This is a genomic window from Lentzea sp. NPDC055074 (assembly GCF_053608005.1).
In genome coordinates, this window is the sequence record NZ_JBSGUQ010000013.1 from 99,756 (window position 1) to 113,598 (window position 13,843).

General features: G+C 70.0%; 12 protein-coding genes. 8 read left to right on the top strand and 4 right to left on the bottom strand.

Annotation, left to right across the window (positions count from 1 at the left end; translation table 11 throughout):
- Positions 1-21 precede the first annotated feature (21 nt).
- The 7 genes from ACWF7A_RS27280 (at position 22) to ACWF7A_RS27310 (ending at position 8,874) form a co-directional block, all read left to right on the top strand.
- Entirely contained in the window at positions 22-441 is a 420-nt protein-coding gene (locus ACWF7A_RS27280; RefSeq protein WP_452253338.1) for a DUF6542 domain-containing protein, read from the top strand.
- A gap of 82 nt (positions 442-523) precedes the next feature.
- A complete protein-coding gene (locus ACWF7A_RS27285; protein WP_452253339.1) occupies positions 524-2,413 on the top strand; it encodes a glycosyltransferase in 1,890 nt (629 codons plus the stop codon).
- A gap of 15 nt (positions 2,414-2,428) precedes the next feature.
- Entirely contained in the window at positions 2,429-2,992 is a 564-nt protein-coding gene (locus ACWF7A_RS27290) for a TetR/AcrR family transcriptional regulator (protein ID WP_452253340.1), read from the top strand.
- Positions 2,993-3,070: 78 nt separating this feature from the next.
- Positions 3,071-4,264, top strand: a complete 1,194-nt coding sequence (locus ACWF7A_RS27295) for a cytochrome P450 (protein WP_452253341.1) — start codon at positions 3,071-3,073, stop codon at positions 4,262-4,264.
- Positions 4,264-4,458 (top strand): ferredoxin, encoded by a 195-nt coding sequence (locus tag ACWF7A_RS27300; protein WP_452253342.1) that lies wholly within the window; start codon positions 4,264-4,266, stop codon positions 4,456-4,458. Before ACWF7A_RS27295 ends, ACWF7A_RS27300 begins: the two co-directional genes overlap by 1 nt.
- A 277-nt stretch (positions 4,459-4,735) precedes the next feature.
- The gene (locus ACWF7A_RS27305; protein WP_452253343.1) at positions 4,736-5,695 is read left to right on the top strand and encodes a transcriptional regulator; all 960 of its coding nucleotides are present in this window, start codon (positions 4,736-4,738) and stop codon (positions 5,693-5,695) included.
- 242 nt (positions 5,696-5,937) lie between these two features.
- Positions 5,938-8,874 (top strand): BTAD domain-containing putative transcriptional regulator, encoded by a 2,937-nt coding sequence (locus ACWF7A_RS27310; RefSeq protein WP_452253344.1) that lies wholly within the window; start codon positions 5,938-5,940, stop codon positions 8,872-8,874.
- Positions 8,875-9,003: 129 nt separating this feature from the next.
- Here the strand turns inward: ACWF7A_RS27310 and ACWF7A_RS27315 are convergent, their stop codons facing one another.
- From ACWF7A_RS27315 to ACWF7A_RS27330, 4 genes are all read right to left on the bottom strand, one after another.
- On the bottom strand, positions 9,004-9,195 hold the full coding sequence (locus ACWF7A_RS27315; protein WP_189159952.1) for a ferredoxin: 192 nt from the start codon (positions 9,193-9,195) through the stop codon (positions 9,004-9,006).
- Positions 9,192-10,406, bottom strand: a complete 1,215-nt coding sequence (locus tag ACWF7A_RS27320) for a cytochrome P450 (protein WP_452253345.1) — start codon at positions 10,404-10,406, stop codon at positions 9,192-9,194. The genes ACWF7A_RS27315 and ACWF7A_RS27320 overlap by 4 nt, the downstream gene beginning before the upstream one ends.
- Positions 10,407-10,477: 71 nt before the next feature.
- A complete protein-coding gene (locus ACWF7A_RS27325) occupies positions 10,478-11,980 on the bottom strand; it encodes an ABC-F family ATP-binding cassette domain-containing protein (RefSeq protein ID WP_452253346.1) in 1,503 nt (500 codons plus the stop codon).
- A gap of 125 nt (positions 11,981-12,105) precedes the next feature.
- Positions 12,106-12,642 (bottom strand): TetR/AcrR family transcriptional regulator, encoded by a 537-nt coding sequence (locus ACWF7A_RS27330; protein WP_452253347.1) that lies wholly within the window; start codon positions 12,640-12,642, stop codon positions 12,106-12,108.
- Positions 12,643-12,712: 70 nt separating this feature from the next.
- On the opposite strand from ACWF7A_RS27330, the gene ACWF7A_RS27335 reads away from it, so the two are divergent.
- On the top strand, positions 12,713-13,786 hold the full coding sequence (locus ACWF7A_RS27335; RefSeq protein WP_452253348.1) for an FAD-dependent monooxygenase: 1,074 nt from the start codon (positions 12,713-12,715) through the stop codon (positions 13,784-13,786).
- The last annotated feature ends 57 nt before the right edge of the window (positions 13,787-13,843 follow it).

The window sequence follows — 13,843 nt, forward strand, 5'->3', positions numbered from 1 at the left end:
CCTCCACTATTCTAGGTGGTCATGGGGGTTCAACTGCCCAGTCTCGCCGCGCTCGCGGTGCTGGCGGTGTTCACGCAGACGGGGGTCTGGGTGGACGGGGGCAACTTCGGCTGGGTGTTCGGCGTGTGGTTCGCGGGAGGCACTCTCGTGGCGTCCGCGCTCGTGCGGCGCGTGGGTCTGTGGACGGTGGCACCGGCGCCACCTCTCCTGTTCGTGGTCGTCGCGGTGGGCAACGCGGCGTGGGAACGGCAGTCGAAGAGGCACGCTCCGTGGGGGAGCAGCAAGGAGTTCGCCGCCGACGCGGTCCCGTGGCTCGTGAACGGGTTCCCGTGGATGGCGGCGGCGGTCGGCGTGGCCCTCGTGGTCGCGCTCGTCCGCATCGTCTCTGGGGGGAAGAGGAAATGCAGGTCTTCGTCGACGGCAACGGCGGTAGACGGGTAGCGGCGAGACTGGTCAGCTGGACCGTCGCGAGTGGACTGATCGTGTTCGCCGCCGTGGTGGGCGGCACGCTGCTGGGAGCGTGGTGACGCGCACGCCGCGGCTGCACTGGATCTCCATCCTGCTCGGGTTGCTCGTGTTGCTGAGCGTGGTCTCGTTCCACGCCTACGCCGCGATCAAGCCCGAGCCCGTGCCGCACGCGGGTGCGCACCGGGAACTGCCGGAGGGCACGCTCGCGCTGGCGTTCCACGGCGGCCCGGACCCGAAGTGGACGCCGCGGACACTGGAGAGGCTGGCGGACGCGGGCATCAAGGCGACGTTCTTCGTCACGGGCGCCCAGGTCACGCGGCATCCGGACGTCGCGCGGCGGATCGTCGCGGAGGGCCACCGGATCGGTATCGACGGCTTTCGCGCCGAAGGCGATCACGTGAACCCGCTGGACCTCGCCTTCGCGCAGGCCGCGCTCGCCGACGCGCTGGGCGTCCACACAGGACTGGTGGGTGCCCCCGAACAGGTCGACAGCGGCGACCGCGACCACCAGGACATCGGCACGCTGGTGCGGATGTCGTTGCGGGAGAAGCGAGGCGTCGTCCGGCTGCACGACGACGGCAGCATCGGCGGTGACATAGCCCGTGAGCTCGCGAAGGAGCCCGGCTACAGGTTCGTGCTCGTCGGCGACGAGGTCCCGGTCGAGGCCTCCGCGCGCGAACGGTTCACCGGCGCGGTCACCACGTGGTCGCAGCGCAACGGCGGCATCGTGCTCGTGCTGTTCGGCACGGCCATCGCGATCGCCGCGCTGCTCGGTCTGCTGCGCACGTTGATGCAGCTGGGCCTCGCGCACACCGACCGCCGGCTGCGCCGCGAGAGCGAGCAGGAGCCACCGCCGTGGTTCGCGCCGCCGGTCTCGGTGATCGTCCCGGCGTACAACGAGGCGCTGAACATCGCCGCCACGGTCAGGTCCATCGCCGGGAACAACCACCTCGCCGACGTCGAGGTGATCGTCGTGGACGACGGTTCGACCGATGACACCGCAGCGCGAGCGGAGGAACTGGACCTGCCCGGCGTGACCGTGATCCGGCAGGACAACCAGGGAAAACCGGCGGCCCTCAACGCGGGCGTGCGCGAGGCCACGCACGACGTGCTGGTGCTCGTGGACGGCGACACGATCTTCGAACCGGACACGATCGGCCAGCTCGTGCAGCCGTTCGCGGACGCCGGGGTCGGGGCGGTCTCCGGCAACGCCAAGGTCGGCAACCGGCAGGGCCTGCTCGGGCGCTGGCAGCACCTCGAGTACTGCGCGGGGTCCAACCTGGACCGCCAGATCCTCCACGCGCTGCGCTGCATCCCGACGGTGCCGGGCGCGGTCGGGGCGTTCCGCCGGTCCGCCCTCACCGACGTCGGCGGCGTCAGCGCCGACACGCTGGCCGAGGACACCGACCTCACGATGGCCGTCACGCGTGCGGGCTGGCGGGTCGCGTACCGCCCGGAAGCCAGAGCGTGGACGGAGGCACCGGCGAGCGTCCACGGGCTGTTCCGGCAGCGTTACCGCTGGTCGTACGGCACTTTCCAGGCGATGTGGAAACATCGCGGCGCGCTGGCGGAGAACGGGCCGATGGGCCGGTTCGGGCTTCTGTACCTGCTGGCGTTCCACCTGCTGCTGCCGTTGCTCGCGCCCGTGATGGACCTCTTCGTGCTGTACGGGTTCCTCGTCGCGGACGCTCCTCTCGGGCTGATCGTGTGGACGGTGTTCCTGCTGATGCAGACGGCGAGCGCGGGCTACGCGCTGAGGCTCGACGGCGAGTCGCTCAAGCCGTTGTGGGCCTATCCGTTGCAACAGGTCGTGTACCGGCAGCTGATGTACGTCGTGGTGATCCAGTCGTTGATCACGGCGTTGCACGGCACGCAGCTGCGCTGGATGTCGGTGCAGCGCACGGGCAGGCTCGCCGACGCTCCCGGTACGGTGCACGTCACCTGAGCCGAGGGAGACAGGGTGGGTCGCACGCCTTTGGACGCGCCCGAGCGTCAGCAGGAGGTCTTCGCCGCGGTCCTCGGGGTGCTGGCCGAGGTCGGGTACGCGCGGTTCAACATGGACCTCGTCGCCGGCCGGGCGCGCGCCAGCAAGGCGAGCCTCTACCAGCGCTGGCCGTCCAAGGCGCGGCTGATCACGGACGCCCTGAAGGCGAACCTGCCGCGGCTGCAACAGCCGGACGAGGGCACGTTCGCCGAGGACGTCCGCCAGATCCTGCTGGCGTGGGGCGAGCCGATGCCGTTCGACACGGCCGGGATCTTCCTCGGGCTGCTCGAGGGCAGCCGTCAGGACGCCGATCTCGCGTGCCTGCGCGAGGAGCACGTCGACCGCGCCTACACCGAGCACCTGCGGGTCGCCGTGCAGCGGGGGAAGGCGCGCGGTGAGCTGCCGGAGGACCTCGACACCGAGGTCCTCATCACCGCGCTGGTCTCGACCTTCGTTCTGCGCTCGGAAGAGCAGGGTGTTGTCGAGAGCATCGTCGACGGCCTGTTGAGACCGTTGATCGGTGCTTTTCGGACCAAATAACTCGTCAGACCGTAGTCGTTGCGCTACGTTCGGTCATGGAGTCAACAGAACAGTTCTGTTCTATTGAGGGGGAATCCCGTGACTGAAGCGGCCGTCTGCCCGGTCCCGCACGAGAACCGCACGCATCCGCTGGGGGCGCCCGAGGGCTTCGAGGAGGCCGTCAGCCAGGGCCCGGTGAGGATGCTCTGGCCCAACGGGGTCGAGGCCTGGGTCGTCAGCAGCTACGCCGGGGTGCGTCAGGTGCTCTCCGACCCGCGGTTCAGCGCGAACAAGGACGGCCAGCCCGAGATGCGCACCGAGGGCGAGCAGGTCCTCGGCCGGCCCGAGCCCGGCAACATGAACGTGATGGACGGCGCCGAGCACCTGCGCCTGCGCCGGCCGCTCTCGCGGGCGTTCATGGTCAAGCGCCTCAACGAGATGCGCCCGCGCATCCAGCAGATCGTCGACGAGCACCTCGACGCGATGGAGCGCGCCGGAGCGCCCGCCGACCTGGTGTCGTCGATCTGCCTGCCGGTGCCGTCGCTGGTGATCGCCGAACTGCTCGGCGTGCCGCCGGAGCACCAGGAGCTGTTCCAGGCCACGGCGAGGGAGATGTTCGGCAAGAACGGCTCACGCGCCGAGTACGAGGCGAAGGCCGCCGAACTGGGCGGCGTGCTCATGAAGGTCGTGGACGAGAAGAAGGCGTCGGGCTCCACCGACGACCTGATCGGCCTCATGGTCAACGACACCGACTTCGACATGGACGAGCTGCTGTTCCTCGCCATCGGCCTGCTCGCGGCGGGCCACGAGACGACGTCGAACTTCTTCGGCCTGTTCACGCTCACGCTCTTCGAGAACCCCGACCAGCTCGCGATCCTGAAGCGCGACCCGAGCCGCGCCGACGTCATCGTCGAGGAGCTGATGCGGTACACGGTCGGCAAGCTCGGCGGCGCGGGGCTCGCGCGCAAGGCCGTCGAGGACGTCGAGGTCGACGGCGTGACCATCCGGGCGGGGGAGTGGGTCGCGGTGACGTTCCACGCGAACCTCGACGAGGAGCTGTGCCCGCACGCCGGTGAGCTCGACCTGGAGCGCAGGGCGGTGTCGCACCTCGGTTTCGGGTTCGGCCCGCACCAGTGCCTCGGCGCGAACCTGGCCCGTGCGGAGCTGCAGATCCTGCTCCGCACGCTCTTCACGCGGTTCCCGGACGTGCGTCCGGCCGTTCCCCTGGCCGAGATGGACTTCCGCGAGGACATGATCACCTATGGCGCGGCGACGATCCCGGTGGTGTGGTGATGACGGTCCGGATAGACCAGACGAAGTGCATCGGATCGGGCCAGTGCGTGCTCGCCGCGCCGGACGTGTTCGACCAGTCGGACGACGACGGGCTCGGCCTGGTGCTGGTTCCCGAACCCTCCGCGGACCTGCTGCCGGGCGTTCGTGACGCGGTGGACAGGTGCCCCGCCCAGGTGGTGACCCTGGAAGAGTGAACCGGGCGGCCGATCCGGTGAGGAGTCGTCACGGGGAATGGATTCAGTTCCCGTGCGCTGACACCTCGTTGGCCCCTTCCCGATCACCACGACCGTCCGAAATCGTAGGCGCGACCACCACGGCGTTGTGGCGGTCGCGTCGACGTGTCCCGGGGGAGTCCAAAGACCCTTCCCGACCAGGCCCAGCAGCGGGATGGTGTCGGCGCGCGGTGAGTACCGGCGGTGTGTAACGGGTATTCGTACAAACGAGTGCGCGGCGCACGTCAGGAGGCCAACCATGTTCAACGGCGAGCCGTTTCCAGATCGCGTGGACAAGACCGACGTGCGGCATGTCGAGACCCTGACCAGTGCGTTGCGGGCGCTCGACCACGAGTACGGCGGCGGTGCCTGCCGGGACGCCTGCGTCGCGTTGCTGAACTGGGCGAACCCGCTGCTCGACACCGGCTCGTCCGGCACCGTGCTGCACCGGCTCCAGGTGGCCATCGCGGACCTGCACAACCTGGCCGGCTGGGCGTCGTTCGACATGGGCCTGCTCGAGTCGGCGCACCTGCACTTCGGCCGTGCGATGGGCCTTGCGCGCGAGTCGGGCAACAGCGCGCTGGAAGCGAACATCCACTACCGCATGGGCCGCGTGCACCTGCACTACGACCTGGCCGAGGACGCTTTGTCGTCGTTCCAACGAGGTCTGCCCATCGCGCAGGCCAGCGGGTCCACGCTGGCCGTGTCGATCCTGCACGCCAACGAGGCGTGGGCGTTCGCGAAGATGGGCGCGGAAAGGCAGGCCCTGCGCCAGTTCGCGCGCGCCGAGGACGAGTTCGACCGGTCCGCGGCCGAGGACGCACCGCCGTGGGCGCGTTTCTTCGACCTGGCCGACCTCGTCTCGATCGGCGGCATGGTGCACACCGAGCTCGCGCGCACCTGCGACGTGAAGTACGCGCGGTCCGCGATCCCGTTGCTCACCAGGGCGATCTCCTCCGGAGGAGAGGACGCGTCGCGCAGCCAGTCGTTCCGGCTGGCCGCGCTCGCCGTGAACCACCTGGTGCAGAACGAGCCCGAGCGCGCGCGGGACGTCGGCGAACAGGCGATCGCGCTGTCCGGTCCGATCCGCTCGGCCCGCACCCGCGACCGCATGCGGCCGTTGAAGCAGGAGGCGGAACGGTTGCGGGGCAACGAGGCCGCCGACGATCTGGCGTCACGTCTGGGGAAGTTCATGACGTCGTCGCGTGGTGCGGCCTGACCGGAGGCGCCGCCGGGACCCGAGGAGAGGTTTGGGCTTCGGGCCCCGGCGACACCGTCTGAAGAGGAGCGGCGCCCCGCTGGGGGGCCAAGACGCCGCTCCAGCCTGTGCGTCAGCAGTCGAGTCCGGAGAGCAACGCCGCGAAGGCCGCGAAGGTTGTCGTCCTCATGGGCGAGAAGCATCACGCGGCCCGCTGACATTTCGCTGACACCTCGGGTTACCGGCTGGTTAGGATCGGGCCCATGCAACGGCGGTGGGGGTTCAGGGTTCTCGGATCGTTGCAGGTCATCGACTCCGGCCGCGCGGTGGAGCTGCGCTCGGCCAAGCAGCGTGTCCTGCTCGCCGCGTTGCTGATGAAGGCGAACGCGCCGGTCTCGTCGTACGAGCTGATGCAACACCTCTGGGGCGACGAGCCGTCAGGTGCGGCACGCGCGACCCTGCAGACGTACGTCATGCGGTTGAGACAGGCGCTGGACGACCTGGCGGACCGCAAGCTGGTCCGCACGTGGCCCACCGGCTACTCGATCCACCTGGAGGACGACCAGCTCGACCTGCTGACGTTCCAGCGGTTGCGCGCCGAGGCCCGCCGCGCGCCCGACCTCGAGACCGAGGCCCGCCTGCTCGGTGAGGCCGCCGCGCTGTGGCGCGGCCCGGCCCTGGACCAGGTGTCGTCGCTGCGGATGGAACAGACCGACGTGCAGCGCCTGAACGAACAACGCTGGGAGGTGCTGGAACGCCGCAACGACGCCGAGCTGCAGCTGGGCCGGCACGACCAGATCGTCGACGAGCTGCGCTCGCTCGTCGCTGAACACCCGCTGCGCGAACGCTTCTGGTTCCAGCTGATGCTCGCCCTGCACCGCACCGGCCAGCAGGCGCAGGCCCTCGACGTCTACCGGCGGGCCAGCGAGGTGCTCGCCGACGAGCTCGGCATCGACCCGAACGCGGAGCTGCGCGCGCTGCACATGGAGGTGCTGGCGGGCTCGTCCGCGCCGGTCGCCGTCCAGTCCGGACCGTCGTGGCTGCCGCCCGCGGTCGGCGACTTCTCCGGCCGGGCCGCCGAGGTGGCGCGGCTGACGGCCGGGTTGCGCGCCGGCGGGACGTGGACGATCACCGGACCCGGCGGTGTCGGCAAGACCTCGCTGGCCGTGCACTGCGCCCACCTCGTGCGCGACGGGTTCCCGGACGGCCAGCTGTACCTGAACCTGCGCGGTGGTGAGCAGCAGCCCGTCGAGCCCGCCGCGGCCCTGGACCGCCTGTTGCGCGGCCTTGGTGTGTCGGGTGGCGCGATTCCGTCCACTGTGGAGGACCGGGTCGACCTGTACCGGGACCTGTTGTCGGACCGGCGGATCCTCGTCGTGCTGGACAACGCCGTCAACGAGGCCCAGGTCCGGCCGTTGCTGCCGGGGACCACGTCCGGTGCCGCGCTGGTCACCTCGCGGGCCGCGCTCGCCGGACTGGAGGCCGCGCACGTCGTACCGCTGGACGTGCTGCCCTCCGACGACGCCCTGGCGTTGTTGAGAGCTGCCGTCGGTGAGGCGCGGTGTGCCGCCGAACCCGCTGCGGCACAGGAGATCGTGACGTACTGCGGCAAGCTCCCGCTGGCGTTGCGGGTGGCGGCGGCCCGGCTGGTGGCGCGCCCGCACTGGCAGCTCGCGAAGCTCGCCGACAGGCTGTCGGACGAACGCCGGCGGTTCGACGAGCTGTCGCTGGGTGACCTCGACGTGCGGGCCTCGCTCGCGCTGTCCTACGACGGGCTGGACGAGTCGCACCGGACCGCGTTCAGGTTGCTGTCGCTGGTCGACACGCCGGACTTCCCGGCCTGGGTCGCGTCCCCGTTGCTGGGCCTCGACCTCGACGACGCCGAGGACAACGTCGAGGCGCTGGTCGACGCACGGCTGGTCGACTACGCGGGCCGAGACGCGCTGGGACAGGTGCGTTATCGGCTGCACGACCTGCTGCGCGCCTTCGGCCGTGAGGCCGCGTCCGAGGACCCGGCCGTCGCGCTGCGGGCGTTGTTCGAGCAGTGGCTCGACCTCGCGACACGCGCCGACGTGGAGCTGCCGCACCAGGGCATCAGGATGGAACCCCTTGCGCTGGAACGGTTCGACCTCGGCGACGCGGCCGACTGGTTCGACGCGGAGTGGCTGAACCTCCACGCCGTGACCACGCAGGCCGCCGCGCTGGGGCTCGGCTCGCTGGCCGCCGAGCTGGCGATCAGGTCCGCGGCGTTCTGCGACCTGCGGGCCCGGTTCGACGACTGGGAGCAGATCAACGCGCTGGGACTGTCCTGCGCGCCCGCCGCGCGCCGGCCGATGTTGTTCCAGCAGCGCGGAATCCTCCGCGTCCGGATGCACGACTACAGCGCCGCGTCCGCCGACTTCCAGGCAGCGCAGGAGGGGTTCGCCGCCGCCGGCGACACGTGGAGCGAGGCCTACGCCTGGTACGGCGTGGGGTGGATGCACGAGTGGAGCGGGCGGTCCGCGGAGGCCCGTGAGGCCCATCGCGAGGCCATGACCCGGTTCGCCGCTTCCAGCAACCCGCACGGCGAGATCGAGGTGCTGTGCTCCCTCGGCGCGATCGAACGCCGTGCGGGCGGGCTGGCCGCCGCCCAGGAGTACCTGGAACGGGCCCGGCGGCTGGCCGCCGGCATGGGTGACGAGCAGAGCGAGCTGATGGCGGCGCTGGAACTGGGACGGTTGCACCAGTTCACGGGGCAGCTGGACGACTCCGCCGCGTTCCTGCGGTCCTCGCTCGCCGCGGCGCAGAAGCTCGGGGACCCGGACCTGGCGGCGAACATCCGGTTGTTCCTGGCGGACACGCTGGTCCGCTCCGGGCAGGACTCGCTCGCCGAGGAGCAGCTGCGGCAGGCCTGGGAGTTCTTCGAGGAGCACGACGACCGGCAGGGCCGGATCTGGGTGTGGCGCCTGAGGTCCGGGATGGCCGCGTCCGCCGAAGCCGCACTGGAGCTGGCTTCGAAGGCCGTGGACCAGGCCCGGGAGATGGGGTCGCCGCCGGAGTTCGGGCGGTCGTTGCGGGTGCTGGGCAACGCGCTGGACAGGGCCGGGCGGACCGAGGAGGCCTGGGAGCACTGGCGTCAGGCCGAGGAGACGCTGACGGCGGCGGGGTTCCAGGCCGAGGTGGACGAGCTCCGCCTGGCCACCAGCCCTGGTTCTGGCTGAGCACGGTGTCGCCCGAGGCCGCGCACGTCATGCCGTTGGACGCGCTGGCCGTGAGCGTGCGACTCCGCGCGGACGCCGGCGCCAGGCGACGGGACACCGATGTCGCCTGGCGACCTGACGTGCGGCAGGTCAGCTGACCGTGATGGCGCCCGCCGGGCAGAGACCCGCCGCTTCCTTCGCGGTGGCCTCGTGCTCGGCGTCCGGGTGCTCGACGAGGAGCAGCACCGTGCCGTCCTCCTCGCTCTGGTCGAACAGGTCCGGGTCGGTCAGAACGCACATACCCGAGCCACAGCACTTCGTCTGGTCGACGGAGATCTTCATGCCGACCACGCTACTGGCAGCGAGTGCACTCCGTAGATGCCCATGTCGGTGCGCAGCGGCACGTCCTCGGGATCGATGTCGAGACGCAGGTCCGGGAACTCCTGGAACAGCTTGGTGAACCCGATCCGCATCTCGATGCGGGCGAGCTGCTGGCCCAGGCACTGGTGGATGCCGTGCCCGAACGCCACGTGCCCGCTCGCCGGGCGGCGCAGGTCCAGCTCGTCGGGGTCGCCGGCGAACTTCTCCGGGTCGCGGTTGACCGTCGGCACGTGCACGACCACGGTGTCGCCGGCCTTGATGAGGTGGCCCTCGACCTCCACGTCCTCCACGGCGGTGCGCACGATTCCGAAGTGGAGGATCGACAGGTACCGCATCAGCTCCTCGACGGCGTTGTCGATGACGTCCGGCTCGTCCTTGAGGATCTTGAGCTGGTCGGGGTGCCGCAACAGCGCGAACGTGCCGAGCCCCAGCATGTTCGCCGTCGTCTCGTGCCCGGCGATCAGCAGGAGCATCGCCATGTTCGACGCCTCCTCGTCGGTCGGTTCACCGGTGGCGAGGAGGTCGCTGATCATGTCGTCGCCGGGGTTGACCTTCTTGTCGGCGATCAGCTCCCGCATGAACACCTTCATGCGCCCGAAGGCCTCCATGGCCTCGGCGAACGTCGACTCCAGGTTCAGCATCTTCGAGGTGTCGTCCTGGAACTTGTGCCGCTGGTCGTAGCCGACCCCCAGGATCGCGCAGATCACGAACGACGGCACCGGGAGCGCGAACTCCTTCACCAGGTCCGCCCTGCCGTCGAACGTGCGCAGGTGCGCCAGCTGGTCGTCGATGATCTTCGCGATCCACTCCGACAGCTGGTTCATCCGCCGGACGGTGAACTGGCCCTGCAGCATCCTGCGCAGCCGGGTGTGGTCCGGCGGGTCCTGGCTCAGGAACATGCCGGGCTCGGCCCTGCGCACCGACTTGTCGTCGGGCAGGTCGTTCTGGCCCCGCTTGACGAGGACGTGGTGCTGCTGGGGGTCGGTGGTGAACTTGGTGCTCCCCAGGATCTCGCGCATCTCGTGGTGACCGGTGACGAGCCAGCCGAGGTGCTCGTCACCGAACTTGAGCCTGCTGATGTGGGCCTGCTCGCGGATCTCGGTGAACTCGGCGGGCGGGTCGAACGGTGTCCGGCGCTTCATGGGCAGTTCGTCGGTGATCAGTTCGGTCATCTCGCACACCTCCCAGTGCTCGGTGGAAGACCTGCTTTTGAAGCTACATAAGTTTCATGAATTCGTGAAGTTCAATGCAGGGTGACGGCCCGCCACGAGTCGAAATCTGTCCGCATCTGCCGGTCGTGGGTCGCGACGGCCACGGCGGCGCTGGTCTGCTGAAGCGCCTCGGTCAGCTCGTCGACCAAGGTGATCGACAGGTGGTTGGTCGGTTCGTCGAGCAGCAGGACGTGCGGTGAACCGCTCAGCAGGATCGCCAGCTCCAGGCGCCGGCGTTGCCCGGTGGACAGGCGGCCGACCGGGCGGAGCAGGTCCTTTCCGCTCAGCAGACCGATGTCCTGCACTCGCGGGCACAGCTCGACCGCGGTGGCGTCCTCGTTCTCGAACGCCGACTCCTGGGCCAGCAGCGCGACCCGGCCGACGTGGTGCACCGTGCCGTGAGCCGGGGCGACGCGGCCGGCGAGGACGCCCAGCAACGTCGACTTGCCCGCCCCGTTCGGGCCGGTGACCAGGAGCTTCTCGCCCGCGCTGAGCGAGATCGGCTCGGTGAGGTTCAGTCGTCCGGGTACTTCGAGCGGGGTGGCGTGCAGCAGGCCGCCGCTCGCCGTCAGCTCCGGCGGAGTGAAGCGCAACGGGGGCGGGGGAGCGCCGACGCGCTGGTCGCCGAGCTCTTCGAGCCTGCGGGCGACGTTGCGCATCTTGCTCGCCGCACGCGTCGTGCGCTGGTGCTTGCCCGTGCCCTTGGGAGGCCGCCAGCCGTCCTTCAGGCGGGCCTGGGCGCGGTCGACCTTCTCGGCCAGCTCGTCGTGCTCGGCCTCCTCCTGGGCGAACCGCTGCTCCCACCGCTGCCGCTCGGCGCGCTTGGCCTCCTTGAACGCCCGGTAGCCGCCGCCGTGCAGGTGCACCTCGCCGTCCGGGGACGGGTCGAGGTCGAGCAGCTGGGTGCAGACCTCGTCCAGCAACGTGCGGTCGTGGCTCACGAGCACCACGACACCGTGGTGCTGTTGCAGGCGTTCGGTCAGGAACGCCAGCGCGCTCGCGTCGAGGTGGTTGGTCGGTTCGTCCAGCAGCAGGACGTCGGCTCGTTCGGCGAGCAGGCACGCGAGCCGCACGCGGTAGCGCTGGCCCACGCTGAGCCGCTGGAGCTCCGCCGCCCTGTCGTGGTCGGCGTCGAGGGCCTTGAGCGCGATCTCGGCGCGGCGCTCGGCGTCCCAGGCCTCGATGTTCTCCGCGTGGGACAAGGCCTTCTCGTAGCGCTGCTCGTCGAACGGCGCCGCGGCGGCGTCCAGTTCGGACAGTGCCTCGCGGCTCTCGCGCAACGCCTCCGCCAGCAGGTCGCCGACCGTTTCACCTTGGTGGAAAGGCATTTCCTGCTGCACGAGGCTCAGCGAGCCGTGCCGGGTGACGGTTCCCTGGTCGGGTGCCAGGTCCCCGGCGAGCAGGCGGAGGAGGGTGGTCTTGCCGCGGCCGTTCTCGCCGATGATGCCGAGACGCTGGCCCGCGGAGACCGTCAGGGAGATGCCGTCGACGACGGGCCCGGCCTCATAGCCCTTGGTGAGATCTTGGGTCGTCAAATGAACATGCGAACGCACGGGGATCCTCTTCTGGGTACGCGAAATCAGGACGTGTTGCGCGGCGGCACACGTCCGTTATCAGAGGTAGAAGACCCCGTACCCGAATCCCATGAGACCCACGGTACTTACGGTCGCAACGCTTTTTCGACGGCCGCTTTCAGGTCGCGCACGCTCTCCTCGGTACCCGGCGCCGGCCCGACCGTGCTGCCGCCGCCGACGAGCCGGTAAAAGAGCAGGCCCTCCAGGAACGCCGTGAAATGCGCGCCGGCCCGTTCGGGATCCTCGTGGCCGAGCATCTTCGCGAGCGCCGTGGCCTGCTCGCGCGGGGAGTGGATGAGGATCGACCTCAGCTCCGGGTGGTGCGTGGCCTCGAGCATCGCCGCGTACCTCGCGAGCGTCCTGTTCCGCTCGACGAGCCAGCTGTCGAGCGTGCGCGCGATGCTGCCCGCGACGTCGGCGGGATCGGGCGTCACGTCGAGCCGTTCCTGCTCCGCGAGCCGCTCGACGAACCCCTCGACCAACGCCTTGCGGGTGCGGAAGTACGCGCTGGTGGAGCCCTCCGGCAGCCCTGCCCGGCGGTCGACCGCGCGGTGGGTGAGCCCGCGCATGCCCTCTTCCGCCACGAGCTGGATCGCGGTGTCGGTGATGAGGTCTCTGCGCACTGTGGTCCCAATCTCTCTACAGCTGTAGTCTACAGGTGTAGTGTCCTCTACACCTGTAGAGGAGGAAGCCGTGAAGGCGATCGTGGTGGGCGGCGGCATCGGCGGTCTGGCGACGGCGGTGTCGTTGCGACGCGTCGGCTGGGAGGTCGTCGTCTGCGAGCGTGCGGCCGCGTTCGGCGAGATCGGCGCGGGTGTCGGCGTGATGCCCAACGCGCTGCGAGCGCTGGAGTGGATGGGCCTCGACGACGAGATCCGCAGGCTGGGCACGCCGCGGGTGTCGGGTGGTGTCCGGTCCGAGGACGGGCGCTGGCTCGTGCACATGCCCGACGTGGGGCAGGAGAAGGTCGTCGCGATGCACCGCGCCGACCTGCACGGCGTCCTGCTGCGCGCGCTGCCGCCGGAGATCCTGTTCACCGACGTCGAGGTGACCAGCGCCGACGACCTGGACGCGGACCTCGTGGTGGCGGCCGACGGCATCCACAGCCGGCTCCGCGCGGAACTGCTGCCCGAGGCGCCGGGACCGGTGTACGCGGGGGCGACGGCGTGGCGAGGGGTGGCGCCGGGGCCCTACGACCTGCCCATCTCGCAGACGCTCGGTCCCGGTGGGGAGGCGGGCATCCTGCCGTTGGGGGACGGACGGGTCTGCTGGTACGTCGCGACGGTCGCGCCCGCGGGGGCGGACCTGGACCCGGTGTCGTTGTTCGCCGGGTGGCACGACCCGCTGCCCGAGCTGCTGGCGTCGACTCCGGGCGTGATCCGCCACGACATCCACCAGCTGCCGTTGCTGCCGACGTTCGTGAAAGGACGGGTCGCGCTGCTCGGCGACGCGGCGCACGCGATGACGCCGTACCTCGGGCAGGGCGCCTGCATGGCGTTGGAGGACGCGGTGACTTTGGCTCTGTGCAACGGTGATCTCGCGCGCTACGACGCATTGCGACGGCCGCGCACGCAGTCCGTCTGGAAGGGATCGCGGATGGCGGGACGGTTCGGGATCGAACTGCGGTCGCCGATTGCGTTGGCGTTGCGGAACTTCGTGTTCCGCGTGATGCCACCCTCGTTGGCAATTCGGGGGATGACCCAGTTCTCCTCGTGGGAGGTCCCCGCTGAAGTTCACTCGAACGGGTCGAATCCAGCGGTGAACTGAATCACTGGTCAATCTTTGGTCTCGGCCAGATAACAGTCGAAAACCACCCTTTGTCCC